We start from the raw sequence: 25,634 nt of genomic DNA, 5'->3' as shown, positions 1-25,634 counted from the left end.
CTGCAGCAGGCCCGCCAGCGGCACCTGCCAGCGCTCCAGCAGGGCGGCGCCGGCCGCCGGCAGCCCCGTGGCCAGCTGCTCGCCCGGCACCACCAGCAGGCAACCCTGGCGCCAGGCGCCGAGGGCCTCGGCCCAGCTGCCGCCCCGCTCAAGGGGCAGGCCCGGGTCCAGCGGCAGGGCGGCTAGCCACGGGTCGGCGTCTGCGGCCGCCAGCGCCGTAAGGGCGGCATCGGGATGCTTCGGGTCACCCATCACCCGCAGTCCCACGCCCTCGGCCGCCGCCAGCCGCTCCGCCAACGCCGCCAGGGGAGCCAGCTCCTGCCCCAACCCCAGCCCCACCAGCAGCAGGCCGCCTCGGCGGGTGACGCCCGCCCCTGAAACCGACATGGTTGTTAGCACTTTCCGGACCCACCCGCTTCTACCATCGTGCTGCGACGCCCCGCCGCCTGCGCCCTTGGCCACTTTCTCGACCGCTGAACGGGTGGAGCAGAGCGGGCAGCCGCCTCTCACCAGCCACGATCCCCGCCGGTTGCGGTTGTTCTGCGGCAACGCCAACCCTGATCTGGCCCGGGAGATCGGCGCCTACCTGGGCGTACCCGACGGCCCCCGGGTGATCAAGCGCTTCGCTGACGGCGAGCTTTACATCCAGATCCAGGAATCGATCCGCGGCTGCGACGTCTTCCTGATCCAGCCCACCTGCGCTCCGGTGAACGACCACCTGATGGAGCTGATGATCATGGTGGATGCCTGCCGGCGGGCCTCGGCCCGCCAGATCACCGCCGTGGTGCCCTACTACGGCTACGCCCGGGCCGACCGCAAGACCGCCGGGCGGGAATCGATCACCGCCAAGCTGGTGGCCAACCTGCTGGTGAAGGCCGGCGTGGAGCGGGTGCTGGCCATGGACCTGCACTCCTCCCAGATCCAGGGCTACTTCGACATCCCCTGCGACCACATCTACGGATCACCGGTGCTGGTCGACTACCTGGCCACCCGCGACCTGGGCGAGGTGGTGGTGGTCTCCCCGGACGTGGGCGGTGTGGCCCGGGCCCGGGCCTTCGCCAAGCAGATGCAGGATGCGCCCCTGGCGATCATCGACAAACGCCGCTCGGGGCACAACGTGGCCGAGAGCCTCACCGTGATCGGCGATGTGGCCGGCAAGACGGCGATCCTGATCGACGACATGATCGACACCGGTGGCACCATCTGCCAGGGGGCCCGGCTGCTGCGGGAACGGGGAGCGGCGCGGGTGCTGGCCTGCGCCACCCACGCGGTGTTCTCCCCCCCGGCGGCCGAGCGGCTCTCTGCACCGGGCCTGTTCGAGGAGGTGGTCGTGACCAACAGCATTCCCCTCCCCCCCGATCGCCACTTCCCCCAGCTGCGGGTGCTCTCGGTGGCGAACATGCTGGGAGAGGCGATCTGGCGCATCCACCAGGAGAGCTCGGTCAGCTCGATGTTCCGCTGAGCCACCCCACACCGCCTGCCGCGACGCCCCCCGGCAGCCGCGTGCCGCTGAAGCGCTTTGCCCGGCTCAAACGTCACCTGCCGGTGGCGCTCACCGTGCTGGCCACGGCCCTGCTGGGACTGGCCGCGGGAGCTCCCCTGGCGGGCGCCCGGGGCCTGCCCCGGCCCAGCGAGCGCCGGGTGGGGGTATGGCTCACCAACAGCCCCAGCCCCCTGTACTACGACCCGAACCGGATCGAAACGGCTGTGCGCCAGCTGGCTGAGGCGGGCTTCAACACCCTCTATCCCAACGTATGGAGCCGGGGAGCCACCTTCCACCGCAGCCGCTGGGCGCCCCTGGAGCCGGCCCTGGAACGGGTCAACCCCAGTCTCGATCCCATCTGCCGCCTCACCCGGGCCGCCCATCGCCGCGGCATGCAGGTGATCCCCTGGTTCGAGTACGGCCTGATGGAGCCGGCCGATGCGGAGGTGGTGCGACGCCACCCCGAATGGGTGCTGCGCCGCGCCGACGGCAGTGCCCTCTACGCCATGCATGGCGCCAACCTCAAGACCTCTCCGCTGAAGGACCTGCGGGTGTGGCTGAATCCGGCCCATCCCGAGGTGCGGGCCCGCTTCATCGGCCTGATCGACGAGATCGTGCAGCGCTGCAGGGTGGACGGGATCCAGCTCGACGACCACTTCGCCTGGCCGGTGGAACTGGGCTACGACCCTTACACCCGGGCCCTCTACAAAGCGGACACCGGCCGGGAACCCCCCGCCGACTTCAACGACCGTTTCTGGATGAAGTGGCGCCGCCAGCAGCTCACCGGGCTGCTGCGCGAGCTGCGAAGCACCCTGAAGCCCCTGGACCGATCACGGCGCACCGTCATCAGCCTTTCCCCCGGTCCCTTCCGTTTCGCCTACAACCACTGGCTGCAGGACTGGGAGCTCTGGTCCCTGGGCGAACTGGTCGACGACCTGATCGTGCAGAACTACGCCTATTCGGTGAAGGGGTTCGCCAACGACCTGAACCAGCCCCCCCTGGTGAAGGCGCGGCGCTGGGGCATGCCGGTGGAGATCGGCATCCTGGCCGGCTTCGGCGGCCGCACCACCGACATGGCCTTCATCGAGCAGAAGGTGCGCCTGGCGGCGGCCAGGGGCCATGGCGTGATCTTCTTCTACTGGGAGGGGCTCTGGGGGGTCCACGCAGGCCCGGAGGGAGGAGCCTTCCGCCAGGCCGCCTTCCGGCGCCTCAATCGTTCGGTGTTCGGCACGGGGACCGCTTTGAGCCGAAGCGGGCTCCTGACGGCAATCGAGTCGCCCAAGGGTGGAAACTGACCGGGGGACAGGCGCCGAATCGCATCAAGCCGGAGGATCAGCCCAATTTCATCCATGAACCGATCCAACACCGACAGGAAGACCGCTCATACCAACAAGCACGGATGCTCTCCAATCGGCGTGCAGCCATGAAGTCAAGCCCCAGTCCCAAGAATGGGTCTTCCCAGACATCCTCTTGAAAGGCTGATCATGAAGAAGCTGATGCTGGCTGGGAATTGCCAAGTTGCTGCGCTGCAGCAATGGCTTGCCAAAGCACTCCCGAATGTCGAACTCGTAACACTGTCTGCCTATCATCTGATCCGGGATGAAGGGGAAATCAGCAGCTGGCTCTCGCACGCCGACACATCAGATCTTGCCTTGATGATCCCCGTGAAGAGTGGCTACAGAGGTTTCAGCAACCTTGGGCTGGAGGAGTTTCAGCGCGTCTTGGGAGCAAGGCTGATTTGCTACCCCAACCTTCACAGCGAGATTTTCTTTCCTTTTTTTGGCTATGCCAAGACAAGAGAAGGAAGAACCATCACGAACAGCGAGTTCGGTGGAGACCAGTATGGAGATTACCATGACTTTTTAGCCATGGCCCTCTTCTCCTCAAGCCTCAAACCATGGAAGCTCAATCGGATAAGGCTCAGGCTGGCTGCTTTGAATACTGCGTTGATTGGAAAGCTGGCCAGCAATGCCCTCAGAGAGTCAGACTCCAGAATGAAGGCAATCTCTCCATACTTTGACATCATGAAAACTACCATCGATGCCCACTTCGGCTTTTCATTCAATCACCCGAATTCAACCTTACTGAATGAGCTCTACAAGTCAATATGGTGCAAGGTCTTTAGGTTCAGCGAAACGAGCTTCATGCCCCTAGACTTTGAGCCCTTTGGAGATTCAGTCCCGCTTCCTGTGCCCGACTTCATCGCCCATAGGGTTAGATCTATAAGGGGTATACTTGCTACCCAACCGTCCAGCATCGCAAGGGATTTCATGTCCCTGCCAAACTACGAGGAGCGTCTTTTCCGCAGTCTGAGATATTATCAGAACAACGAATGGGTTGTCAGCTCCAACACGCGACATCCAAAGTTTCTCCGCGCCAAGCAATTCATTCGGCTGGGATGGGGACTTGATCAAGCCCAAGCTGGATAAAGCCGGCACAGACCATCACTGATCCCTGCTGACGCGAAATCCTGTCCTCAGGAGCACGACTGGGCCACCACCTCCCGGGTGTTGGCGGAGAGCTCCGCCGCCGCCAGACCCTCAAGGGCCTCGCGCATCCGCTGGCGCCTGTCGGTGCCATAGCTCTGCCAGCGGCTGAACACCTTGGCCATGCGCGAGGCCGTGATCGGATTGCGGCGATCCAGCTGGGCGATCTGATCGGCCATGAACCGGTAGCCACTGCCGTCGGCCGCGTGGAACACCGGCGAATTCCCCGCCAGACCGCCGAGCACCGCCCGCACCGAATTGGGGGCGGCCGGATCAAAGCTTGGATGCTCCAGCAGCGCCTGCACCCGCGCCAGCCCATCCGCGAAGGGGGCTGCCGCCTCGAGGGCGAACCAGGCATCCAGGATCACCGGCTTGTCCTGCCAGCGGGCATAGAAGGCGTTCACCGCCTGCTGGCGGGCCTCGATCGGGTACTCCTGCAGGGCCCGCAGCCCGGCCCGGGCCAGGGTCATCGAGGGGCCGTCCACCGCCTGCCGGGCGGCGGCGATCACGTCGCCATCCCCGGCGGCCGCCCGCCAGCTCCAGATGGTGGCGGTGAGCATCCGGTCGCCGCTGCCCTCCGGCCAGGCCAGGCCCCACTGGGGGGTGCAGCGTTGCAGGGCCCGCAGCAGGGGCTCGGCCAGGACCTCGCCGAGCCGGGCCCGCAGGGCCCCCAGGGCGGCAAATAGGGCCGGGGGATCGGGCTCCGGTGCGGCGTCCTCCAGTTCGGCCAGGCCCGGCAGGGCCATCAGCACGCTGCGGCTGGCCTCCGAGAGGGAGGGATCGGCCAGGATCCGCTCGAAGGCGGCGATCAGGGCCTCCTCCAGTCCCTCATCCACCCGGTCGGCCGCCCGGCGCAGCAGGGCCCGCCGCAGCAGCAGCTGACCTGCATCCCAGCGGGCGAAGGGGTCGCTGTCGGTGGCCAGCAGGTGCACCAGCTCGCTGCAGGGTCGTCCCAGCTCAACCCGCACCGGCGCGGAGAACCGGCGCAGCAGTGACAGGGCGGGCGGTGGCGCCTGGGGCGGCAGACCCTCGAAACGGAACACCTGCTCCTCCTCGTCGATCAGCAGCAGCCGGGTGCCCGCCCCCCAGAGCCGGGGCAGCAGGGGAGCCGCACCGTGGTCGGGGTCCTCGGCCACCAGCTGCAGGGGCAGGGGCTGGCCCGCCTGGCCCACCAGCCCCACGGCCAGGGGGATCACCAGCGGCTCCTTGATGGGCTGGCCGGGGGTGGGGGGGGTGGCCTGGCGGATGAACAGTTCGAGCACGCCTGCGGCCTTGTTCCAGCGGCGCCGGATGCGCAGCACCGGGGTGCCGGCCTGGTGGTACCAGCGCCGGAACTGGGTGAAATCGAAGGGTGGCAGCCGGCAGCTGGCATCCACCTCCCCGGCAGCGTCCTGCATGGCCTGCACGAAGTCCTCGCAGGTGGCCGCCGTGCCGTCGTGGCGCTCCACGTAGAGCGCCATACCCCGCTGGAAGGTCTCCTCGCCCAGCAGGGTGTGCAGCACCCGGATCACCTCCGATCCCTTTTCGTAAATCGTGGTGGTGTAGAAATTGTCGATCGACTGGTACTGCTCAGGCTGCACCGGATGGGCCGTCGGCCCCGCATCCTCCCGGAACTGGGTATTGCGCAACATCGCCACGTTTTCGATCCTGTTGAGCGCCTGTCCGTGCAGATCGGCACTGAAGCTCTGATCACGGAACACGGTGAGGCCCTCCTTCAGGGAGAGCTGGAACCAGTCACGGCAGGTGATGCGGTTGCCCGTCCAGTTATGGAAGTATTCGTGGGCGATGACGCTTTCGATGCGCTCCAGCTCGCCGTCGGTGGCGGTGGCGGCATCGGCCAGCACCAGCTTGGAGTTGAAGATGTTGAGGCTCTTGTTCTCCATTGCGCCCATGTTGAAGTGACGCACCGCGACGATGTTGTACTCATCGAGGTCGTACTCCAGTCCGTAGACGCGCTCGTCCCATTCCATTGCCCGCTTCAGCGAGGCCATGGCATGGGCCGTGAAGGGGGCATCCCCCGGCTCCACATGCAGACGCAGCTGCACCGGCCGGCCGCTGGCGGTGACGAAGCCATCCCGGATCTCCTCCAGACGGCCTGCCACCAGGGCGAAGAGATAGGAGGGCTTGGGGAAGGGGTCGTCCCAGACGGCGTAGTGACGGGCCGCCGCGGCGGCGCCGTCGGCCGGCAGGTCACCGGCTTCGACGCAGTTGCCGTTGGAGAGCAGCACCGGCGCGGCCTCCCGGTCGGCCTCGATGCGGACCCGGAAGCGGCTGAGCAGATCGGGGCGGTCGGGGTGGTACGTGATGCGGCGGAACCCCTCCGCTTCGCACTGGGTGGTGACCATCCCCCCGCTCACATAGAGCCCCTCGAGGGTGGTGTTGGTCTGGGGCTCCAGCCGCACCTCGCTCTCGATCACGAACGGCCGCCGGGGGGGGGCGAGCAGCAGCAACCGGTCGTTCTCACGCCGGATGGCCTCCGGAGCCAGGGGAGCCCCGTCGAGGGCCAGGGAGAGGAGTTCCAGATCCACGCCCCTCAGCTCCAGGGGTTCGGCGAGACCCTCCGGCGCCGCCGAATCCGGTCGGGGGGTGAAGGCCAACCGGGCCGCCACGGTGGCGTGGTCGGCGAACAGGCGCACCGTCAGGTCGGTGCGCTCCAGCAGGTAGGGCGCCGGACGGTAGTCGGCGAGGTGCACGACAGCCATCGCAGGAGAGGAGAAGGACAGGAGACAGGGAGGGTTGCCCTCAGGGCTCGATCAGGGGGCCGGCTTGTTGGTGCCCTGCTGTTTGATGGCATCCTGGACCTTCTTCATCACATCGGCGGGAACTTCCTTGGGGCAGATTTCCGCCGACCCGAGCACCGCCGAGTTGACCGAGCCGCGGCGCAACTCCTCCAGAGTGAGGGCCTTGGTGCCCACCTGCTGGATCTCGCCCTTGTGCTGACCGAGGATCAGCTGGGCGATGGTTTCACCGGCGATACCCACTGACTTGTCGAAGTCGATGCCTGCGGAGCGGGAGATGCAGACGTTCACGGCCGCAATGCGGGTGTAGAGGCCCATCTCTGCGGGGGTGGCAGGGGCCGCATGGACGGCCGTGGGAGAAAGGAGCAACGGCATGACCACCAGGGATGCCACCAGCAGCGGCCGGGTGCGGCGAAGCAGGAGAGACAAAGGGTTAGGGATCCGTACGTCTCCATCGTGATGCATGGGGCAGGCTGCCGGACCCGCCCCAGGGACCGCTCCGCGAGGCGGCACCGACCGGAACGACCGTGACCCCATCGGCATTAACCGATCGGCTCTCCAGCCGCCTCCAGGCGGATCTCATGGTGCATCTCGGCGAGCTCCAGCACCCCGTGGCGCCAGGTGTGGATCGCGCGGGAGCGGTAGCGGTCCTGGTCCACTATCCGGATCTGCTCCAGGACCTCCCAGTCGTCGACGTGGGAGTGGAAGGCCATCGTGTGCTCGTCGATCTGGCGGATCTGACTGACACTGGGGGCCCCCGCCAGGTCACTGGAACTGCGCTGCAGCTGGTGGCCGCAGAGCCTGGCCTCCATGGTTCCCTCGGCCTGGTACCAGGGCTTGCGCTCGAAGAACCCGTGCTCCTCCTGGGGCCACCAGGTGAAGCGATAGCCCTCCTCCCCTTCCCCCGGTTCGGCGTGGATCTCGATGCGCAGCAGCATGTCGACGCGCAGCACCTCGTCGTCCTCCGCGAAGAAATAGGTACGGCGTGAGCGCCAGAGGCCCAGGTTGCGGGCGAACCAGCGCCTCAGGTTGGTGTCGAGGCGGATGCGGCTTCGCTCGGGGGCTCCGGCGGGTGGGCGCGGATGGGTCGGTGTGGTCATGACAGGGCCACCCCGGCAGGGAAACACGAGTCCTTTCGTCCTAGCCATGGCGCGGGATTCTGCCCAGAACCCATAAGGTTGGGGACATCACCGCTTGCCAGCCGTTGCCGGTTTCGGGGGACTCCCAGTTGCCGACCTCGGCGCTGCCATCGACCGGCGCCGAGGAGAACCCCAGCGGGGGCGAGGCCCAGAAACCTCTGAAACTGCTGCTGGTTGCAGCCCGCCACCACCTGGCCTCCGCCGACCTGCGAAGCCTGCTGGGGTTCCTCAACTCGGAGGAGTGCACCTGCAAGGTGTCGCTGCAGGTGGCTGATCCCGCCGACCACCCGGAGTTGCTCGAACTGCACCGGCTGGTGGCGACCCCGGCCCTGATCAAGCTCGAACCTCTGCCGAAACAGGTGTTCGCCGGCAACACCCTGGCGGTGCAGCTGCGCACCTGGCTGCCCCGCTGGCAGCAGATGGAGGTGGTCACCAGCCTGGGGCTGAGCCTGCGGCCGGCGGAGATCGATGGCAGCCGCAGCCAGCGGGAGGTGCAGCTGGAAGACCAGCTGCTGGTGCTGCGGCAGGAGAACGAGACCCTGATCGAACGGCTCGGCGTCCAGGAGCGGCTGCTGCGCATGGTGGCCCACGAGCTGCGCACCCCGCTCACGGCCGCCAAGCTGGCCCTGCAGAGCCATGGCCTGGGCCAGATCGACGAGCGCCGCTTCCGCGATGTGCTCAACCGCCGCCTCGACGACATCGAGGCCCTCTCGAGCGACCTGCTGGAGGTGGGCACCACCCGCTGGGAAGCCCTCTTCAATCCCCAGCGGCTCGACCTCAGCAAGGTGGCGGCCGAAGCGATCCTGGAACTGGAGAAGCTGTGGGTGGGGCGCGGGCTGCGGCTGGGCACCGACATCCCCGCCGACCTGCCCGACGTCCACGCCGACCAGCGACGCATGCGCCAGGTGATGCTCAATCTGCTGGAGAACGCCCTCAAGTTCAGCCCTGATGGCGGCAAGGTGAGCCTCAGCCTCATGCACCGCACCAGTCAGTGGGTGCAGGTGAGCATCTGCGACAGCGGGCCCGGCATCCCCCGCGAGGAGCAGCACCGCATCTTCCAGGACCGGGTGCGGCTGCCCCAGACCTCCGGCAACACATCCGGCTTCGGCGTGGGCCTGTCGGTGTGCCGCCGCATCGCCGAGGTGCACGGCGGCCGTATCTGGGTGGTGTCCGAGCCCGGGGAGGGCGCCTGCTTCAACTTCACCGTGCCGGTCTGGACCGGCCAGAGCTCCCCTGATCCGAGCCAGGCCGAACCGGACCCCGGGGAGCACGACAGTCCCGCCGCCGCGGGCCTTCCTTGACGAAGGGTCCCTCCGGCCCGTAGCGTCCAGCACATCAGATCGGCTGCAAGCCGGCTGTGGCCTCGCCCCCATCGTCTAGAGGCCTAGGACACCTCCCTTTCACGGAGGCGACAGGGGTTCGAATCCCCTTGGGGGTATCAGTCGGCATTGCCTGCAGCTCGGAGAGATCCACTCCTGGGCATTCGCAAGCTTCGGATCATGTCCCCTCAGGGCCACTGCTGCGAACGACCAGACCCAGACCGCAGGCCCAGGCATGGCCAGACCGCTGGCTAAGGCCTGGCCAGACCGCTGGCTAAGGCCTGGCCAGACCGCGGCCTCAGGCCGCAGTGGCCCGCCGCTGGGCCTCCCGCTGCACGCCGCGCAGGTTGCTGGCCAGATCCTCCTTGAGACGCTGCTCGATCAGGCCGATGGGCATGCCGGGTTTGCCCTGCACGGTGAGGTCGTAGAGGAGCCAGGTGCTGGTGGCATCGGCGCCCACCTGCCACACCCCCTGGAAGCAGCGGAAATCGCCCTCCAGCATCCGGAACGCCAGGCGACCCTCTTCCGGATGCTCATTCAGTTCCAGCTGTACCCGGGCACTGAAGCGCAGGCCACAGAACTGCTGGGTGCCCACCTGCTCCAGGGCCACCCGGTTGCCCCGCCTCCACAGCTGGCGGGAACTGGCCAGGTTGGGGATGAACTGATCGAGGTGGTCGTAGTCGGTGAGCACCGACCAGATCCATCCCGGGGACAGGGCCAGACGCAGCTGAACGGCCAGCCGTCGGGTGCCCTGGGGAAGCCGCTCCATCTCCTGCTGGATCGTGTCCAGCGAGCAACTGGGCTCGCTGGCGGCCATGGCTTCGGGGCGCGGGAGAAGCACGGAGCTGGGGAACGGTGCCAGAAGCTGTGCCAAGACGGGTCGGGGCTCGCTCGGGGCCTGCGTGAGGGTGGCAGCGGCCGGCACCAGAAAAGGTGCGGCAGATCACAAACTAACCCCCTCGACCGGCTTCCGGTCAATGAATCCACACCGATGACCGGCGAGGCACGTTCTCTATGATCGGCCCGATTTTCGGCTGCGTTGTCCGCATGCGTGTTTCCACCGGCAAGGCCACCCAGTCCGACGGCCGCATGTTCACGGTGGTGGTCGAAGGCCTCGGCGTCGGCCCGCAGCGACGGGCGGAACGTCGGCTCACCGTGCCCTTCGGTCAACTGCAACGGCTGATGCAGACCATCGCCCTGAAGGGTGGTCGGATTCGGATGGTGAGTGCCGACGAGATCGTCGGCGACGCCGCTCCGGCAGCCGTCCCCAGCCCCCCCGACTCCGGCGTTGAACCCGCCAGCCCCGCCAAAAAAACCCCCGCCGCCAAGAAAGCCCCCGTGAGCCACGCCGACGTTCCGGTCAACCTCTACAAGCCCAAGGATCCCTTTATCGGCACGGTCCTCGGCAATTACAGCCTCCTCGACGAAGGGGCCATCGGCCGGGTGAACCACATCACCTTCGATCTCTCGGAAGGCAACCTTCACTACGTCGAGGGCCAGAGCATCGGCATCATTCCCGATGGCGAGGACGCCAACGGCAAGCCCCACAAGCTGCGCCTCTATTCGATCGCCAGCACCCGCCACGGCGACAACTGCGAGGACGACACCGTCTCCCTGTGCGTCCGCCAGCTGCAGTACGAGAAGGACGGCAGCACCATCAACGGCGTCTGCTCCACCTTTCTCTGCGACATCGAGCTCGGCGCCAAGGTGAAGATCACAGGCCCGGTGGGCAAGGAGATGCTCCTGCCCGCCGATGAGGACGCCAACGTGATCATGCTGGCCACCGGCACCGGCATCGCCCCGATGCGTGCCTACCTGCGGCGCATGTTCGAGCCCGCCGAGCGCGCCAAGAATCCCGGCTACCAGTTCCGCGGCAAGGCCTGGCTGATCATGGGTGTGCCCAAGACCCCCAACCTCCTCTACGAGGACGACCTGCAGCGCTACCTGGACGAGTATCCGGATCACTTCCGCTACACCAAGGCCATCAGCCGCGAGCAGCAGAACCCCAGCGGCGGCCGCATGTACATCCAGGACCGGGTGACCGAGCACGCCGATGAGATCTTCGCCCTGATCGAGGACCCCAAGACCCACGTCTACATGTGCGGTCTGCGCGGCATGGAGCCCGGCATCGACGAGGCCATGACCGCCGCCGCCGCCGCCAAGGGTCTCGACTGGAGCGAACTGCGGCCCCAGCTCAAGAAGGCCGACCGCTGGCACGTGGAGACCTACTGAACCGGAAGGCCCGCCCAAGGGCGGCGATCCGAGAATGCACACACCGGGCCGCTCCCCTCCGCGCCGATGCAGCGCGTTGGCGGAGCAGCCGTTAAACCAGAGGGGTCCGGACGCACTCCCCATGACCGCCATCCTCACCAATCCCCTGCGGGTTGGTCTGCGCCAGGAGCGGGTGATCTCGCCCCAGTGCATCGTCATCTTCGGGGCCAGTGGCGATCTCACCCACCGCAAGCTGATTCCGGCCCTGTTCGAGCTGTTCCGCCAGCGGCGGCTGCCCAGCGAGTTCGCCGTGCTCGGCTGCGCCCGGCGCCCCTGGAGCGACGAGGAGTTCCGCGAGAAGATGGGCGCCGCCCTGGCCGACGAGATCGCCTCCCACCGCACTGCCTGGGAGCAGTTCGCCCAGGGCCTGTTCTATGAGCCGGTGGACCTGCAGCAACAGGAGCATCTGGTGCGGCTGGGCCAGCGCCTGGAGGTCATCGACAGGCTGCGGGCCACCCGGGGCAACCGCACCTTCTACCTGTCGGTGTCGCCGGAGTTCTATGGCAGCGGCTGCCGGGCCCTGGCGGGGGCTGGCCTGCTGGCCGATCCGGAGCGCAGCCGGGTGGTGATCGAGAAGCCCTTCGGCCGCGACTACGCCAGTGCCCAGGCCCTCAACAAGGTGGTCCAGGCCTGCGCCAAGGAGAGCCAGGTGTTCCGCATCGACCACTACCTGGGCAAGGAAACGGTCCAGAACATCCTGGTGCTGCGCTTCGCCAACACGATCTTCGAGCCGATCTGGAACCGCAACTACATCTCCAGCGTCCAGATCACCGCCGCCGAAACCGTGGGGGTGGAGGAGCGGGCCGGCTACTACGAATCCTCCGGCGCCCTGCGGGACATGGTGCAGAACCACCTGACCCAGATCCTGGCGCTCACGGCCATGGAGGCCCCCGGCCGCTTCGATCCGGAGGCGATCCGCAACGAGAAGGCCAAGGTGCTTCAGTCAGCCCGGCTGGCCAACGAGGATGAACCCTGGAAGTGCTGTGTGCGGGGCCAGTACGCCGCCGGCGGCAGCCTGGCCAGGCCTCTGCCCGGCTACCGCCATGAGCCGGGGGTGAACACCAACAGCACCACCGAGACCTACGTGGCCATGAAGGTGGCGATCAACAACTGGCGCTGGCAGGGGGTGCCCTTCTACCTGCGCACCGGCAAACGGCTGCCCAAGCGCCTCAGCGAGGTGGTGCTCACCTTCCGGGAGGCCCCGGTGCACCTGTTTGATGCCGCCGGTGGCGCTCCCACCCCCAACCAGCTGATTCTGCGGATCCAGCCCGATGAGGGTGCCGAGTTCAAGTTCGAGGTCAAGGCCCCCGGTTCCGGCATGCGCAGCCGTCCGGTCGACATGGCCTTCAGCTACGACGAATCCTTCGGAGAACCCTCCGACGAGGGCTACGTGCGGCTGCTGGCCGACGCCATGCTGGGGGATCCCACCCTGTTCACCCGCAGCGACGAGGTGGAAGCCGCCTGGAGGCTCTACACGCCGCTGCTGGCGCTGATCGAGGAATCTCCCTGGCAGCTGCCGGTCCACCCCTACGAAGCCCGCACCTGGGGCCCCGCCGCCGCCGACGGGATGCTGGCCGACGACGGCCTGATCTGGCGGCGCCCCTGAATCCCTCCTCCATCCGCCGCTCTCCTCCTCCGCCCCGCCTTCCCGCCCCATGGCTCCCCAGCTCACCCTCCAGGCTCCCCTCGATCTCCCGCCGGAGGAGGTGACGCCCTACCTGCAACGGCTCTGGACCCACGATCTGGAGGGGTCCACCGGCGCCGCCACCTTCACCCTGCTGGTGTGGGAACCCTCCTGGCTGGAGCAACAGATGGTGCGCCTCGGCCGGGTCGACGGGCCGATCACCGGCCTGCTGCGCAAGGAGCTGCTGGAAGCGGCTCGGATGGCGGTGCCGGAAACCGATCTGCCCCAGAGCACCGCCCCCATGGATCCCCGCCTGGCCTGGGCGATGGGTCAGAAGGGTGGAGACCACAAGAGCCAGGATCTGCGCGGTCAGTTCGTGGAGAGTGCGATCAGCGCCCACATGCCGCGGCGGCTGATCACCCTGGCTCCCACCCTCGACGCCGGCCATCCGCTCGAAACCCTGGTGGCCGCCTACTGCCCGCTGCCGGAGGAGGGGGGAGCCGGCGCGGCCTGCGGCGACGTGGTGGTGCTGCGTGGCGGCATGGGAGCCCTGAAGCAGAACCTGGACCTGATCCAGCCCCTGGTGGATGACTCCCTGCCCTGCTGGGTCTGGTGGAACAGCAGCCTGGATGAGCCCTCCGAGATGCTCGAAGCGCTCGCGCCCCTCCCCCGGCGCCTGGTGATCGACAGTTCCCTGGGGGAACCCCGCCGCTGTCTCGATCTGATGCTGGACCGCATCAGTGCCGGCCAGGCCGTCAACGATCTCAACTGGCTGCGGCTGCGCACCTGGCGCGAATCCCTGGCCATGGTGTTCGATCCCCCGTCGCGCCGGGATGCCCTCGGCCACGTGGTGCAGCTCGACATCGACGTGGAGGGGGACCATCCGGTCAAGGGCCTGCTGCTGGCTGCCTGGATCGCCGACCGCCTGGGATGGCACCTGGTGAGCAGCTACATGGTGGAGGTGGACGGACCGGGCAAGGGCATCACGGCGGAATTCGAGCGCACGGATGGGGTCGGGGTCCAGTTCACCCTGATGCCGCTGCCCATGGGCGCACCCAAGACCCATCCCGGCGCCATCGTCGGGATGCGGCTGATCTGCGAGCCGGAGCACCGCCCACCGCTGTGCGTGATTCTCTGTTCGGAATCCGGAGGCTGCATGCGGCTGGAATCCGGCGGCATGGCCAGCATGGAACTGGCGGAGGATGTGGTGCCGCTGCCCGAGGAGAGCGAGGAGATGGAAATGGCCCGCCTGCTTTCCGGTGGCCACAACTCCACGGCCCCTCTGCTGGCGGCGGCCGTTCCGGTGGCAGCCAGCCTGCTGCCAGGCTGAGGCCCCTACCCTGCCGCGGCACCGACCGCATGAGTTGTCTGATTGCGGCGCCCTGCAGCGGCAGTGGCAAGACCCTGCTGAGCCTCTGCCTGGCCGCCGTCGCCCGGGCACGGGGGAAGACCATTCAGCCCTTCAAGGTGGGGCCCGACTACCTCGACCCCCAGCTGCTGGGGGCCGTGGCGGGCCGCCCCTGCCGCAACCTCGATCCCCTGCTCTGCGGGGAAGAATGGGTGCGCCGCAGCTACCGCTGGCATGGCGGCCGGGCCGATCGGGTGCTGGTGGAAGGGGTGATGGGCCTGTTCGACGGGCGGGGGGCTGGCAGTGAGGGCAGCTCCGCCGCGGTGGCCGACCTGCTGGAACTGCCGGTGGTGCTGGTGGTGGAGGCCTCCCGTCAGGCGGGCAGCCTGGCGGCCCTGGTGCGTGGTTTCCGCGACCACGGACCACCCCGGGTGAGGCTGGCCGGGGTGGTGCTCAACCGGGTCGGCAGCGAGCGGCACCATCGGTTGCTGGCCGAGGCCCTGGAAGCGATCGCCATGCCGCTGCTGGGGGTGCTGCCCAGCCATCCCAGCCTGGAGCTGCCCTCCCGCCACCTGGGCCTGCTGCCCCCCGGGGAACTGGGTGACCTGGGAGACCGCCAGCGGATCTGGGCACAGCTGGCGGAGGAGCACCTCGACCTGGAGCGGCTCTGGCCCCTGCTGGCGCCGCCCGACGGCCCGCCGGAACGGCAGGATCCGATCCGCTGGTGCCTGCAGCAGGGCCCGGACGCCCCACCGGCCGCCGCCAGCGCCGACCCCCTGCCCGTGGCGATCGCCTCCGACGCTGCCTTCCACTTCCGCTATCCCGAAGCTCAGGAGCTGCTGGAGGCCTGCGGCCTGCGGCCCCTGGCCTGGAGCCCCCTGGCGGATGAACCCCTGCCGCTGGGCTGCCGGGCCGTGGTGTTGCCCGGCGGCTATCCCGAACTGCATGCGGAACAGCTGGCGGCCAGCCGGCGCAGCCTCGGATCCCTGGGTGCCGCAGCCCGCGCCGGCCGGCCGATCGCCGCCGAATGCGGCGGCCTGCTGCTTCTGGGCCAGGAACTGGAGGATGGCGAGGGGATCGGTCACCCCATGGCCGGTCTGCTGCCCTTCAGCGCCCGCCGCGGCCCCCTCTGCCTCGGCTATCGCACCGCCGTGCCCCGTGCCGATGGCCTGCTCGTGCGCCGGGGGGAGCCCCTCTGCGGCCACGAGTTCCACCGCTGGCAGCTGGTGCCCCGGCCGAATCACGGCGGGGAGTTGGCAGGCGTCGAAGCGCTGTGGCAACTTGAAGGCTGGGGATTTCCACCCCGGATCGAAGGATGGACCGCCCCGAACGTTCACGCCAGCTGGCTGCACCTCCACTGGGCTGGATGCCCGGCGATTCCCTCGAGACTGGCGAGAGCCGTCGCCAGCGCCGGGCCGCCGCAGATGAACGCCGTTTCCTGCGACCCAACCTCCGCGCCCCGTCCACGCCCGATGAGCGCTGGCGGATGACCGTGCAGGGGCTGGTGCAGGGGGTGGGCTACAGGGCGGGGTGCCGGCGGCGGGCCGTGGATCTCGGGCTCAGCGGCTGGGTGCGCAACCGAGCGGACGGTTCGGTGGAGCTGGAGGCGGAGGGGCCGGCGGACCGGTTGGGCGAACTGCGTCTCTGGTGCGAGAAGGGCCCAACGGGCGCCAGGGTGAGCGGCGTCAGCACCGCCCAGGTGGCTGTGGCAGGTACCGACTGGTTCGAGATCCGTGGCTGAACAACACGCCGGCACGGACGCCGTGGATGGCGGGCTGGAGCTCTGGCTCATCCGCCACGGCGCCACCGAATGGGCCCGGGCCGGTCGCCACACCGGCCGCACCGACGTGCCCCTGCTGGCCGAGGGCGAAACCGAAGCCCGGGCCCTGGCTCCCGCCCTGGCGCGCCAGCGGTTTCTGGCCGTGCTCTCCAGCCCCCTGCAACGGGCCCGGCGCACCTGCGACCTGGCCGGCCTCGGCACCCGGGCCGAGCGCTGCGACGACCTGCAGGAATGGAATTACGGCGCCTACGAGGGCATCACCACCGACGAGATCCGGCGCACCCGGCCCGGCTGGACCGTGTGGGAGGGGGGCTGCCCCGACGGGGAGGACGCGGCCGACGTGCAGGAGCGCTGCGAGCGGGTGATCCAGCGCTGCCTGACCCTCGCCGCCGCCGGCGACAGCGACGGGGACCCGCCCCGGATCGCCCTCTTCGCCCACAGCCACCTGCTGCGCGCCCTGGCGGGCACCTGGCTGGGCCTGGGGGCCCGGGCAGGGGCGCTGCTGGTGCTGGGCACCGGTGGTCTCTCGGTGCTGGGTCACGAGCGCAGCACCCGCACCCTGCTGCGCTGGAACGTACCGGTGGGCTAGAGCTCCACAGGCAGGTCGGCCAGCAGGCGCCTCAGGGCGTAGGGCTCCTCCTGAATGGGATCGATCAGGCCCAGATCCCGGCGCCAGTCGGCCAGGGGGCGCTCCCATCCCTGCTCCCAGCGCTGCACGCAGAAGGGAGCGCAGGCCAGTCCCATGGCCATGCCGCGGGCGATCGCCTGGCTCATCAGGGCATGGCGCTCGGGCTGGAAGCGGAAGCTGCCGAAGCCCGCGGCGGTGTTGAGCACCACGAAGGCGGGAAAGCCGATCTGGACCGCCGTGATCGCCAGCACCCCGTTCTCCCCTTCGCCCACGGTGGCGAATCCGCTCACCACGTGGTGGATGTCATGGGTGGTGGCGAGCCGCTGGATCAGCCAACGCTCCGGGGTGTCGACGGGTCGTGGGCGGGCGAAGTCCGGGTCGTAGCCCAGCCGTTGCAGCACCCCGGCCACGCTGTGACCGAGGCTGCCCCGCGGCAGGCGTCCCAGGGCCTCCAGGTCGAGTTCCAGGGGCGGCGGCGCCTCCGCCAGCAGCTGGCGGGCGCCTGGCAGAGCCAGGAACCGCTCCAGGCACAGGGCCATCTGCCGGCTGCCGGCGAAGTTGTCCACCAGATCAGCGACGCTGGTCAGGTCGCCGCCACTGCGGCCGATCTCCCCCAGCAGCCGCAGGGTGCGAAGCGATCGCAGGGCCTCCTGAAGTCGGGCCATCGGACGGAGCAGAAAGCAACCGGGGGAAGTCTGGTCCCGCCGGCATGATCCGGCAGGCGCCCCTGGGTGTCGACACGGACAATGGGGCGTCTCGGATCGTCTCGATGTCGACCCCCAGTCTCTGGCGCGAACTGTTCGGGTTCGGCCTGGCGATCAGCTTCAGCCCCCTGCACATCGGCCTGCTGCTGCTGTTGCTGGTCGGCCCCCATCCCCTGCGTCGGGGAAGCTGGTTCGTGCTGGCCTGGCTGCTCACCTCCGCGGCCGCCATGGGCCTGCTGCTGAGCGTCGGCCACGGCCTGCTGCTCACCATGGAGAAGGGCACGGACCAGCGCACCGGCCTCGACCTGCTGGCGGCGGGGGGCCTGCTGGCCCTGGGCCTCAACGAACTCCTGGGCAACCGCCAGGGGAGCGGCCCTCCGGGCTGGACGCGCCGACTGGATGGCTTCTGCGCCTTGCCCCTCCCCCTGCTCCTGGGCCTCAGCACCGCCGTTCAGGTGGCCAGCCCGGACGATCTGTTCCTCTACGCCAAGACTGCCGCCAGCCTGCTGGAGGCAGGGCTCAACCGGCCCCTGGAGGTGGCCTCCGCAGGCGTCTTCTGTCTGCTCACCGGCACCCTGCTGGTGCTGCCCCTGACCGCGTTGGCTGTGGTGGGCCAGGAACGGCTGCTGCCGCTGCTGCAAGGAAGCAAGGCCTGGCTGTTCGACCGGGCCGGGATCATCGTGGCGACCATCAGCATCGGCCTGGCCGGTTATCTGGGCTGGCAGGGCATTGAGGGCCTGCAGCTGGGATGAGGTCAGGGACCGGAAGGAGGATCCTCCCCCTGGAGGATGCTGCCGAGGTACTTGGGATCGTGCAGGGTCCCGTGGCGGGAGCGGCGAAGGACCCGCTCCCGGGGCAACCCGGGCAGGAGCTGGCGGGAGCGCACCGTCATCAAGCGCCGCACCACCACGACGCCGACGACAGACACTCCCACGACCACAAGGGTGGCCATTTCCGTCAGCAGGTCAGCGAACCCCGCGGACGGGGGGCGATCGGCGCCGGGCGGTGGCTCACTGGCCGCCGGTTCGGTGGTCCCTGGGGGCGGCACCGGCGACTGCAGGGCAAGAAGAGGAGGGAGGCCGTCGGTCATGGTGGGGATCATGGCGGTGATCCGGTCAACGGCCATCGGCTGCTTTCCCAGGGTGGGGAATCGGGGTGTCCAGGGGAGGAATCCCTGGCCCTAGGCCTTTGGTGTGATATCGGAATCTTAGGGGCGTTTGCCAGCCCCATCGGGTTGCCGGAGCCACCCCCCCCAGCGCTCCTTGTCAGCGCCATCGCCCTCGCCGGCCATCAGGGTCACGGCCTGGCTGGCCCGGCTGACCGCCACGTAGACCAGCCGGCGGCGCAGCAGGGGATCCCGGGGCCAGAAGACATCCTCGTCGATGAAGACCTCGGTGAAGGTGCTGCCCTGGCTGCGATGGACGGTGAGCACGGCCGCCGGCCCGAGGGAGGCGAAGGCATCCCGCACCAGGAAGTAGCGGCGCCAGAACGCCTTCCCCTCCTGCTTGCCCGCCTCCCGGGCCTGCTGCCGCAACCGCTCCAGCACGCCGTCGAGGGCCGCGCGGGGGCCGGAGCCGATGGGGGGCAGCAGCCGCAGGTTGAGCTGGGATTCCCCGGCCTCCACGGTGGCGAGGAGGGTGTCGATCGGGAGGGCGGCGACGCCGGCGTCCACCCCGAACTCCGCCAGGTCGCAGCGCTCGGGCTTCACGTCCCGCACCACCAGCTCCCGGTTGCTGCCCAGCAGCAGGTCCGGTTCCTCGGCGGCGGCGTCCCCCTCCCGGCAGGCCGGTGCCATCACGGCTGTGCGGGTGATGAGCACCTCACCGGGGAGCACGGGCAACTGGTCCGCCATCGCCCCATGCAGGGCCCGCCTGGCGATCGGAACCAGTCGCTCCAGGGAGCGGTTGGTGTAGCAAAGGATCCGGGCCAGGTCGGGATCTTCCGCTTCGGCACTGCGCCGCAGCCCCGCCTGGGCGGCCGCCAGCCAGTCGACGCGCGCCAGCATCGACACCCTCCCCTGGCTGGTGGCGATCGGCTCCAGCAGCGGCGGCCGGCGGCAGGGCAGGTCCCCTTCCCGCAGCCCAGCCGCCAGACGCAGCACCGGCCCCTGATGGCGCACCACATGGGTGAGAGCCACCCGCTGCGCCCGGCCCATGGCGAACACCGGGCTCCGCTCCTCCCCCACCGGCGGCAACTGGGCCGGATCCCCCACGAAGACCAGCCGGGTGCCGAAGGGATGGGCGCAGCGGAGGGTGATGTCCAGCAGCGAGCCATCGACCATGGAGGCCTCGTCGATCAGAACGAGGCCCAGGTTTTCGAGCGCCTGGGCGGTCTGGCCGGTTTCCTCACAGCGCTCCCGATCCCGCTCCCGTTTCAGCTTGAGCCGCAGCAGGCGGTGAATGGTGGAGGGATACCAGGTGGGCTGGAGGCCGGCCAGGGCCAGATGGTGGCGAAGCACGCCCACGGCCTTGTGGGTGGGGGCCACCACGGTCCAGCAGAGGCCGGCCCGTTCCGCCTGGGCCAGAAACCGCATCGACAGGAACGTCTTGCCGGTGCCGGCATAGCCTTCAAGAACGAACGGGGTGCCATCGGCGGGGGATGCCAGCCAGTCGGCGAAAGCCGCGGCGGCGGTCCGCTGGTCATCGCTCAGACCGGCGAGATCGCTCACCCCAGGGGCAACCAGCCGGCCTGCTGGGCGATCTGCCAGGGGGACCCGAGCAGGGCCAGACCCGGCAGGGCCACCAGCGGACCGATCAGGCTGCCGATCAGCACCTCCTGGCGGGTGTGGCCCAGGTTTTCCTTGAGGGGACGCAGCACGGGAGCGGCGGTCGGGTCGGCCGCCTCGGGATGGGTGTCCCAGAGACCATCGGGCAGGCCGTTCACCCGCTCCGCCGTCAGACCGGCGGCCCGACGGACGCCGCTGGCGTCGTAGAGGACGATGAAACTGAGCACGGCGGCCAGGGCGAACAGGGGATCACCGAAACCCAGATCCCAGCCGAGGGCTGCCGTGGTGCCGGTCATCAGGGCGGAATGGCTCGACGGCATGCCGCCGGTTTCCACCAGCACCGCCGGACGCCAGCGGCGGTGGACCACCAGCTCGATCAGCAGCTTGGAGAGCTGGGCGGTGCCGCAGGCGGCCAGACCCCAGGCCAGCACACCGTTGGACAGGATGCCACCGAGGGCGTTGAGGGCGCTGACGGCCCCGCTCATCGATCGCGACTGGTGATGTAGTCGGCCAGGGCGAGAAGGGGGGCGGCCTTGGCGCTCCAGGGGGCGAGCACCGCCTTGGCCTCCGACACCAGCGTCTCGGCACGGCAGCGCGATTCCTCCAGGCCCAGCAGCTTGGGGTAGGTGGTCTTGTCGGCGGTCAGATCCTTGCCCGCCGTCTTGCCCAGCACATCGCTGCTGGCGGTGACATCGAGGATGTCATCGATGATCTGGAAGGCCAGGCCGATCCCCCGGGCGTAGGTGCGCAGGGCCGCGAGCAGCTCCTCGGAGGCCCCGGCGATCAGCGCACCGCTGATCACACAGGCCCGCAGCAGAGCGCCGGTCTTGTGGAGATGGATGTACTCGAGGGTGTCGAGATCCACCTGGCGCGCCTCACACTCCAGATCCACCACCTGGCCCCCCACCAGGCCGGGGGCCCCGGCCGCCAGGGCGAGCTCGCCCACCACCAGCAGCAACCGCTCCGCAGCCACCCCGGGGCTGCGCAGGGCCACCATCTCGAAGGCGCGGGTGAGCAGGGCATCCCCGGCCAGGATCGCCTTGGCCTCGCCGTAGACCTTGTGGTTGGTGGGGCGGCCGCGACGCAGGTCGTCGTTGTCCATGGCGGGGAGATCGTCATGGATCAGCGACATGGTGTGGATCATCTCCAGGGCCACGGCCGTGGGCATGGCCAGATCCGCATCTCCCCCGGCCAGCTCACAGGCCGCCAGGCAGAGGATGGGCCGCAGACGCTTGCCGCCGGCCAGCAGGGAGTAGCGCATCGCCTCCCGCAGGGACTCGGGCCGTTCCGGCCCCAGGGAGCTCTCCAGGGCCGCCTCCACCCGCCAGCGGGCCGCCTCCAGGTAGGCGGTGAAGTCGAAAGCCGTACGCACCGCCGCGGACATCACTGAACTGGGTGTTGGGCCGGATTCTCTCAGGCCATGGGCCGGGCGGGGGCTCGGCAGGCACCGGATCGGCTGCCAGGGGTGCCGCGGTGGGGCCTCCGTGACGAATCGACATGATTTCTACGTGGGAGTGAAGCCCGGTGAAGCGGCCCGGCCGGAGGCTGGAAACAGCACCATTCTGGAAATCATGGTTCGTGGCGCAGCGATGCAGGCCCCCGAAGACCGCAGCCTCGAACAGGGCAGCCCCGAACTGGTGCCCCTGATCTGCGGGAGTCTTTCGGGACTTCTGCTGGCCGGACTGCTGCTGGCCCTCGGCCTGGCTCAGATCAGCATGGTGCTGCCCCAGGTGATCGGGGCCGGTGAGGCGCCCGAGCCCGCCTCCCAACAGGCCAGCCGGCCCTGAGCGTCGCCCTCTCAGGCCAGCAGATCAGCCAGTTCCGCCGTCGCCAGCCCGTGGCGATGGCACCAGGCCACAACGGTGTTCACCAGCAGCATGGCCACGGTCATTGGCCCCACCCCCCCGGGCACCGGCGTGATCGCCGCCGCGATCGGCTCCACGGCTGCATAGTCCACGTCTCCGCAGAGCTTTCCGTCGAGCCGATGAATGCCCACATCCACCACCACGGCCCCGGGCCTGACATGGGCAGCGCCGATCAGACGGGGACGACCGGCCGCCACCACCAGCAGCTCGGCTTCCAGGGTCACCTCGGCCAGATGCCGGGTGCGGGAATGGGCCAGGGTGACCGTGGCATCGGCGGCCTGAAGCATCAGGGCCATGGGCTTGCCCACCAGGATGCTGCGGCCCACCACCACCGCCCGGGCGCCACGGATCGGCACACCCCCTTGCCTCAGCAACGCCATCACCCCGGCCGGGGTGCAGCTGCGGGGCCCAGGCTCACCCTTGATCAGTCGGCCGAGGTTGAGAGTGTGCAGACCGTCGGCATCCTTGTCCGGATCGATGGCCCCCAGCAGGGGCCCCTCGGCCAGGCCCGCCGGCAGGGGCAGCTGGAGCAGGATGCCATCAACCCGGGGATCGGCATTGAGGCGGCGGATCATCGCCAGCACCTCCTCGGCCGGGCTCTCGGCCGGCAGGTGTGCCCCGTGGCTGCCGATGCCCACACGGGCGCAGGCCTTCTCCTTGTTGGCCACATAGACGCCACTGGCGGGGTCATCCCCCACCCGCAGCACCGCCAGCCCGGGAGGCCGTCCGGCCGCTGCCCTTCCTTCCGCCACCACGGCGGCCAGCCGGCGCTCGATCTCCGCTGCCAGACGCCTGCCGTCCAGAAGGGTGGCCATGGGGGTATCGCTCGCCGACTCCCAGCATGCACGGACGCGCAAGCCGCCCCTTTCGGGTGACGCTGCGGACATTGGTTAGCGTGGTCGGATGAGATTCGGGCTGCGGCGGATCAGGGGGCTGTGGCGCCGGTTGCTGCGGCTCGAGCGTCCCCGCGAGGCCCTGGTGACCTGGCGGACGGGTGGTGCGGCCCTGGTCCTGCTGCTGTGCGTGCTGGTGGCCCTGCTCTCCAGCTGGCCCTGGCTGGTGGAGCCCAACCTGCGCCCCGGCATGGCGGCTCCCTTCACAGCCCGCGCTCCCGCCGACGCGACGGTGATCGACAGCAGCGCCCTCGAACAGCGCCGCAGCCAGATGCTGCCCCGCAGCCAGATCCAGGTGGTCGACCCGCAGGCCAGCGCCGTCCTGGAGGAGCAGCTCGAGCAGCGGCTCCAGAACGTGCGCCAGACCGTCGCCAGCGACCAGCCCCGGCCCGATTCCCTCAACCTCACCGAGGAGGAGCGCCGCTGGCTGACGGCCCAGACCCCCCGCCAGCTGGTGGGCTGGGAACGCTCCCTGCGCCAGGCCCAGCTGCGCATGCTCAGCCAGGGGGTGGTGGCGAGCCTTTCGGAAGGACAGCTGCTGCAGGCCGCGGTGCTGCAGCTCGATGGCCTCTCGCCCCCCGCCCGCAGCCTGGGCAGCCGCCTGCTGGCCGCCAGTCTCCAGGGGCGCACCAACCTGCGCAGCGACAGCTTCCTCAGCCAGCGACGCATCGAGGACCTGCTCACCCGCCAGGGGCTGCCCACGATCCGTGTGAGCAGGAACGACCTGATCACCCGCCAGGGGGAACCGATCAGCCCCCAGGCCTTCGATGTGCTGGAACACTTCGACCTTGTCAACCATCGGCCCCGCCCCCTCGCCTGGATGGCCCGCTTCAGTGAAGCCCTGGCCGCCTGTGGCGTGATGCTGCTGGTGATGCGTCGCTGGCGGGCCAGCCTGGAACCCCGCCAGGCCCTGCTGGCCCTGGCCATGCTCGTCCTGGTGCAGGGCTTCAAGCTGTGGCTCGGCGACCAGGCCAGCCCCCTCGCCCTGCTGGTCCCCCCCACCCTGCTGCTGGCCCAGGGGCTGGGCACGGCCGCCGGCCTGGCCTGGCTGGCGGTGGCCAGCATGCTCTGGCCCTTTCCCGTGGAGGGCCTGCTGGCGCCCCAGCTGGCCGTGGCGGCCCTGGTGGCGGCCATCGCGGCGGTGCTCGCCGGGCGTCAGCGCAACCGGGCCCAGTTGCTGCAGGTGGCCTTGCTGCTGCCCGTCGGAGCCATGCTGCTGCAGTGGCTGCTGATCCAGGTCTTCAACCTGAGTGGCCTGGATGCGGGCAATGGCCCTGTCAGTGGCAGCGACCTGCTGCAGGAGGCCCTGCTGGTGACCGGTCTGCTGATGGCGGGCCTGCTGCTGGCACCACTGGTGGAAAGCTTCTTCGGGCTGCTCACCCGGGCCCGGCTGATGGAGCTCGCCGACCTGGAACGCCCCCTGCTGCGACGGCTGTCCAAGGAAGCCCCGGGCACCTTCGAGCACACCCTGATGATCTGCGGTCTGGCGGAGGAGGGCGCCCGGGCGATCCAGGCCGATGTGGATCTGATCCGTACGGGCGCCCTGTACCACGACGTCGGCAAGTTGCACGGTCCCCAGTGGTTCATCGAAAACCAGGAGAACGGCGCCAACCCCCACGACGCCCTGGACGATCCCTACGCCAGCGCCGCCATCCTCCAGGCCCACGTCGATGAAGGGCTGAAGCTGGCCCGCCGCTATCGACTGCCCCGCCCCCTGGCGGATTTCATCCCCGAACACCAGGGCAGGCTCAAGATGGGCTACTTCTTCTACCAGGCCAGGGAGAGGGATCCGGCGGTGAGTGAGGACCGGTTCCGCTATCGCGGTCCTGCCCCACGGAGCCGGGAAACGGCGATCCTGATGCTGGCCGATGGCTGTGAGGCTGCCCTGCGCTCCCTGCCGCCGGGCACCAACGAAGTGGAGGCGCGGGCCATGGTGAGGCGGCTGGTGGAGGCGCGTCAGAACGATGGCCAGCTCGACGGCAGCGGCATCTCCCGCGCCGAACTGGAACTGGTGATCCGGGCCTTCGTGCGGGTGTGGAGGCGCATGCGGCACCGGCGCATCCCCTACCCCATTCCCGCCCGCAAGGCCTTCAGCGCCTGAGCTCCTCGCCGCGACCGAGCCGGCGCCCCAGCAGCAGCCCCAGCCCCACCGCCGCCAGCCCCCCCAGCAGGCTGACCAGCACCACGGCCAGGGCCTCGAGGGGCCGGCCGCGCCGCAGGGCCAGGCTGATCTGGAGCATCCAGCCGCTGAAGGTGGTGAGCGAACCGCAGAAGCCGATGCCGCCCAGCAGCATCAGCCGGGCCCGGGGACCGGGCAGGGCGGCGATCAGCCCGATCAGGAAAGCCCCCACCAGGTTGGCTGCCAGATCCGCCTCGGTGAGCCCGGTGAGGCCGCCCACCAGATCCTTGCCGAGGTCCTCCATCCGCCATCGCAACAGGGCACCGGGCACGGCGCCGCAGGCCACCAGCGCCAGGTCACGGGCCTCAAGCCGCAGGCTGGGAGGAGCATCCTTCGGAGGAGGTGCCACCGGGACGTCCTAGGAGGCTGCTGAAATAGCCGCCGCTCCAAGACCCTCCAGAGCAGAGTGGGTTCTGCTGTGAGCCTTGTGGCTTTCCCGCCGGGAGTCTTGC

The 25,634-nt window shown here is 69.3% G+C and carries 24 protein-coding genes, 1 tRNA gene and 1 pseudogene; 14 read left to right on the top strand and 12 right to left on the bottom strand.

Annotated elements, in window-relative coordinates:
- Positions 1-387: pseudogene (locus KUG41_RS07400) on the bottom strand (hypothetical protein); the annotation flags it as partial.
- Between the two features lie 67 nt (positions 388-454).
- Here KUG41_RS07400 and KUG41_RS07395 point away from each other — a divergent pair.
- The 3 genes from KUG41_RS07395 (at position 455) to KUG41_RS07385 (ending at position 3,912) form a co-directional block, all read left to right on the top strand.
- The gene (locus KUG41_RS07395) at positions 455-1,462 is read left to right on the top strand and encodes a ribose-phosphate pyrophosphokinase (protein ID WP_216902695.1); all 1,008 of its coding nucleotides are present in this window, start codon (positions 455-457) and stop codon (positions 1,460-1,462) included.
- Positions 1,463-1,503: 41 nt separating this feature from the next.
- Positions 1,504-2,778: a glycoside hydrolase family 10 protein gene (locus KUG41_RS07390; RefSeq protein WP_371734069.1), complete on the top strand. Its 1,275-nt coding sequence runs from the start codon at positions 1,504-1,506 to the stop codon at positions 2,776-2,778.
- 189 nt (positions 2,779-2,967) lie between these two features.
- On the top strand, positions 2,968-3,912 hold the full coding sequence (locus KUG41_RS07385) for a WcbI family polysaccharide biosynthesis putative acetyltransferase (protein WP_216902693.1): 945 nt from the start codon (positions 2,968-2,970) through the stop codon (positions 3,910-3,912).
- A gap of 47 nt (positions 3,913-3,959) precedes the next feature.
- On the opposite strand, the gene pepN is transcribed toward KUG41_RS07385, so the two are convergent.
- The 3 genes from pepN to KUG41_RS07370 form a co-directional block, all read right to left on the bottom strand.
- Positions 3,960-6,671: an aminopeptidase N gene (gene pepN, locus KUG41_RS07380; protein WP_216902691.1), complete on the bottom strand. Its 2,712-nt coding sequence runs from the start codon at positions 6,669-6,671 to the stop codon at positions 3,960-3,962.
- Positions 6,672-6,722: 51 nt separating this feature from the next.
- Positions 6,723-7,136, bottom strand: a complete 414-nt coding sequence (locus KUG41_RS07375; RefSeq protein ID WP_254216945.1) for a cAMP phosphodiesterase — start codon at positions 7,134-7,136, stop codon at positions 6,723-6,725.
- Positions 7,137-7,249: 113 nt separating this feature from the next.
- Positions 7,250-7,807 carry a hypothetical protein gene (locus KUG41_RS07370; protein WP_216902688.1) on the bottom strand — a complete coding sequence of 186 codons (558 nt, stop codon included), beginning with the start codon at positions 7,805-7,807 and terminating at the stop codon, positions 7,250-7,252.
- A gap of 143 nt (positions 7,808-7,950) precedes the next feature.
- On the opposite strand from KUG41_RS07370, the gene KUG41_RS07365 reads away from it, so the two are divergent.
- Complete coding sequence (locus KUG41_RS07365; protein WP_216902701.1) at positions 7,951-9,147, top strand: histidine kinase; 1,197 nt, start codon at positions 7,951-7,953, stop codon at positions 9,145-9,147.
- Between the two features lie 64 nt (positions 9,148-9,211).
- Positions 9,212-9,284 (top strand) — tRNA-Glu (locus tag KUG41_RS07360).
- 179 nt (positions 9,285-9,463) lie between these two features.
- On the opposite strand, the gene KUG41_RS07355 is transcribed toward KUG41_RS07360, so the two are convergent.
- Positions 9,464-9,982 carry an SRPBCC family protein gene (locus KUG41_RS07355; protein WP_216902700.1) on the bottom strand — a complete coding sequence of 173 codons (519 nt, stop codon included), beginning with the start codon at positions 9,980-9,982 and terminating at the stop codon, positions 9,464-9,466.
- 230 nt (positions 9,983-10,212) lie between these two features.
- On the opposite strand from KUG41_RS07355, the gene petH reads away from it, so the two are divergent.
- The 6 genes from petH (at position 10,213) to KUG41_RS07325 (ending at position 16,777) form a co-directional block, all read left to right on the top strand.
- Positions 10,213-11,397: a ferredoxin--NADP reductase gene (gene petH / locus KUG41_RS07350; RefSeq protein WP_216902687.1), complete on the top strand. Its 1,185-nt coding sequence runs from the start codon at positions 10,213-10,215 to the stop codon at positions 11,395-11,397.
- A 121-nt stretch (positions 11,398-11,518) separates the two neighbouring features.
- Positions 11,519-13,042: a glucose-6-phosphate dehydrogenase gene (zwf, locus tag KUG41_RS07345; RefSeq protein WP_216902685.1), complete on the top strand. Its 1,524-nt coding sequence runs from the start codon at positions 11,519-11,521 to the stop codon at positions 13,040-13,042.
- Positions 13,043-13,091: 49 nt separating this feature from the next.
- Positions 13,092-14,390: a glucose-6-phosphate dehydrogenase assembly protein OpcA gene (locus tag KUG41_RS07340; RefSeq protein ID WP_216902683.1), complete on the top strand. Its 1,299-nt coding sequence runs from the start codon at positions 13,092-13,094 to the stop codon at positions 14,388-14,390.
- Between the two features lie 29 nt (positions 14,391-14,419).
- Entirely contained in the window at positions 14,420-15,898 is a 1,479-nt protein-coding gene (locus KUG41_RS07335; protein ID WP_216902681.1) for a cobyrinate a,c-diamide synthase, read from the top strand.
- Positions 15,895-16,149 (top strand): acylphosphatase, encoded by a 255-nt coding sequence (locus tag KUG41_RS07330; protein ID WP_254216942.1) that lies wholly within the window; start codon positions 15,895-15,897, stop codon positions 16,147-16,149. Before KUG41_RS07335 ends, KUG41_RS07330 begins: the two co-directional genes overlap by 4 nt.
- Positions 16,142-16,777: a histidine phosphatase family protein gene (locus KUG41_RS07325; RefSeq protein WP_371734068.1), complete on the top strand. Its 636-nt coding sequence runs from the start codon at positions 16,142-16,144 to the stop codon at positions 16,775-16,777. The genes KUG41_RS07330 and KUG41_RS07325 overlap by 8 nt, the downstream gene beginning before the upstream one ends.
- Here KUG41_RS07325 and KUG41_RS07320 read toward each other — a convergent pair.
- Positions 16,774-17,481, bottom strand: a complete 708-nt coding sequence (locus KUG41_RS07320) for a Coq4 family protein (RefSeq protein WP_216902679.1) — start codon at positions 17,479-17,481, stop codon at positions 16,774-16,776. The genes KUG41_RS07325 and KUG41_RS07320 overlap by 4 nt on opposite strands.
- A 104-nt stretch (positions 17,482-17,585) precedes the next feature.
- Here KUG41_RS07320 and KUG41_RS07315 point away from each other — a divergent pair, with 104 nt between their 5' ends.
- Complete coding sequence (locus KUG41_RS07315) at positions 17,586-18,272, top strand: GAP family protein (protein ID WP_216902677.1); 687 nt, start codon at positions 17,586-17,588, stop codon at positions 18,270-18,272.
- Between the two features lie 2 nt (positions 18,273-18,274).
- On the opposite strand, the gene KUG41_RS07310 is transcribed toward KUG41_RS07315, so the two are convergent.
- From KUG41_RS07310 to crtE, 4 genes are all read right to left on the bottom strand, one after another.
- Positions 18,275-18,646 carry a hypothetical protein gene (locus KUG41_RS07310; RefSeq protein WP_216902675.1) on the bottom strand — a complete coding sequence of 124 codons (372 nt, stop codon included), beginning with the start codon at positions 18,644-18,646 and terminating at the stop codon, positions 18,275-18,277.
- An 81-nt stretch (positions 18,647-18,727) separates the two neighbouring features.
- Entirely contained in the window at positions 18,728-20,188 is a 1,461-nt protein-coding gene (locus KUG41_RS07305; protein WP_216902673.1) for an AAA family ATPase, read from the bottom strand.
- Positions 20,185-20,730: a divergent PAP2 family protein gene (locus tag KUG41_RS07300; protein ID WP_216902671.1), complete on the bottom strand. Its 546-nt coding sequence runs from the start codon at positions 20,728-20,730 to the stop codon at positions 20,185-20,187. Before KUG41_RS07300 ends, KUG41_RS07305 begins: the two co-directional genes overlap by 4 nt.
- A complete protein-coding gene (gene crtE, locus KUG41_RS07295) occupies positions 20,727-21,629 on the bottom strand; it encodes a geranylgeranyl diphosphate synthase CrtE (RefSeq protein ID WP_216902669.1) in 903 nt (300 codons plus the stop codon). Before crtE ends, KUG41_RS07300 begins: the two co-directional genes overlap by 4 nt.
- Before the next feature lie 100 nt (positions 21,630-21,729).
- Here crtE and KUG41_RS07290 point away from each other — a divergent pair, with 100 nt between their 5' ends.
- Positions 21,730-22,032, top strand: a complete 303-nt coding sequence (locus KUG41_RS07290) for a hypothetical protein (protein WP_216902661.1) — start codon at positions 21,730-21,732, stop codon at positions 22,030-22,032.
- An 11-nt stretch (positions 22,033-22,043) separates the two neighbouring features.
- Here the strand turns inward: KUG41_RS07290 and folD are convergent, their stop codons facing one another.
- Complete coding sequence (gene folD / locus KUG41_RS07285) at positions 22,044-22,925, bottom strand: bifunctional methylenetetrahydrofolate dehydrogenase/methenyltetrahydrofolate cyclohydrolase FolD (RefSeq protein ID WP_216902659.1); 882 nt, start codon at positions 22,923-22,925, stop codon at positions 22,044-22,046.
- Between the two features lie 88 nt (positions 22,926-23,013).
- Between folD and KUG41_RS07280 the strand changes: the two genes are divergently transcribed.
- Positions 23,014-25,104, top strand: a complete 2,091-nt coding sequence (locus KUG41_RS07280; protein ID WP_216902657.1) for an HDIG domain-containing metalloprotein — start codon at positions 23,014-23,016, stop codon at positions 25,102-25,104.
- On the opposite strand, the gene KUG41_RS07275 is transcribed toward KUG41_RS07280, so the two are convergent.
- The gene (locus KUG41_RS07275) at positions 25,094-25,531 is read right to left on the bottom strand and encodes a CrcB family protein (RefSeq protein ID WP_216902656.1); all 438 of its coding nucleotides are present in this window, start codon (positions 25,529-25,531) and stop codon (positions 25,094-25,096) included. The genes KUG41_RS07280 and KUG41_RS07275 overlap by 11 nt on opposite strands.
- Between the last annotated feature and the right edge of the window lie 103 nt (positions 25,532-25,634).

This window comes from Synechococcus sp. CCY 9618 (genome assembly GCF_019038415.1).
Lineage (GTDB): Bacteria > Cyanobacteriota > Cyanobacteriia > PCC-6307 > Cyanobiaceae > Cyanobium.
The sequence above is the reverse complement of the archived record's forward strand: the minus strand, read 5'-3'. Positions and strand labels throughout refer to the sequence as shown.

What these genes read in the sequence shown, in the direction of transcription:
- KUG41_RS07385 (WP_216902693.1), top strand. Translation starts at nt 2,968, where the DNA reads ATGAAGAAGCTGATGCTGGCTGGGAATTGCCAAGTTGCTGCGCTGCAG.
- pepN (WP_216902691.1), bottom strand. Translation starts at nt 6,671, where the DNA reads ATGGCTGTCGTGCACCTCGCCGACTACCGTCCGGCGCCCTACCTGCTG.
- KUG41_RS07370 (WP_216902688.1), bottom strand. Translation starts at nt 7,807, where the DNA reads ATGACCACACCGACCCATCCGCGCCCACCCGCCGGAGCCCCCGAGCGA.
- KUG41_RS07355 (WP_216902700.1), bottom strand. Translation starts at nt 9,982, where the DNA reads ATGGCCGCCAGCGAGCCCAGTTGCTCGCTGGACACGATCCAGCAGGAG.
- petH (WP_216902687.1), top strand. Translation starts at nt 10,213, where the DNA reads ATGCGTGTTTCCACCGGCAAGGCCACCCAGTCCGACGGCCGCATGTTC.
- zwf (WP_216902685.1), top strand. Translation starts at nt 11,519, where the DNA reads ATGACCGCCATCCTCACCAATCCCCTGCGGGTTGGTCTGCGCCAGGAG.
- KUG41_RS07340 (WP_216902683.1), top strand. Translation starts at nt 13,092, where the DNA reads ATGGCTCCCCAGCTCACCCTCCAGGCTCCCCTCGATCTCCCGCCGGAG.
- KUG41_RS07335 (WP_216902681.1), top strand. Translation starts at nt 14,420, where the DNA reads ATGAGTTGTCTGATTGCGGCGCCCTGCAGCGGCAGTGGCAAGACCCTG.
- KUG41_RS07330 (WP_254216942.1), top strand. Translation starts at nt 15,895, where the DNA reads ATGACCGTGCAGGGGCTGGTGCAGGGGGTGGGCTACAGGGCGGGGTGC.
- KUG41_RS07320 (WP_216902679.1), bottom strand. Translation starts at nt 17,481, where the DNA reads ATGGCCCGACTTCAGGAGGCCCTGCGATCGCTTCGCACCCTGCGGCTG.
- KUG41_RS07315 (WP_216902677.1), top strand. Translation starts at nt 17,586, where the DNA reads ATGTCGACCCCCAGTCTCTGGCGCGAACTGTTCGGGTTCGGCCTGGCG.
- KUG41_RS07310 (WP_216902675.1), bottom strand. Translation starts at nt 18,646, where the DNA reads ATGGCCGTTGACCGGATCACCGCCATGATCCCCACCATGACCGACGGC.
- KUG41_RS07300 (WP_216902671.1), bottom strand. Translation starts at nt 20,730, where the DNA reads ATGAGCGGGGCCGTCAGCGCCCTCAACGCCCTCGGTGGCATCCTGTCC.
- crtE (WP_216902669.1), bottom strand. Translation starts at nt 21,629, where the DNA reads ATGTCCGCGGCGGTGCGTACGGCTTTCGACTTCACCGCCTACCTGGAG.
- folD (WP_216902659.1), bottom strand. Translation starts at nt 22,925, where the DNA reads ATGGCCACCCTTCTGGACGGCAGGCGTCTGGCAGCGGAGATCGAGCGC.
- KUG41_RS07280 (WP_216902657.1), top strand. Translation starts at nt 23,014, where the DNA reads ATGAGATTCGGGCTGCGGCGGATCAGGGGGCTGTGGCGCCGGTTGCTG.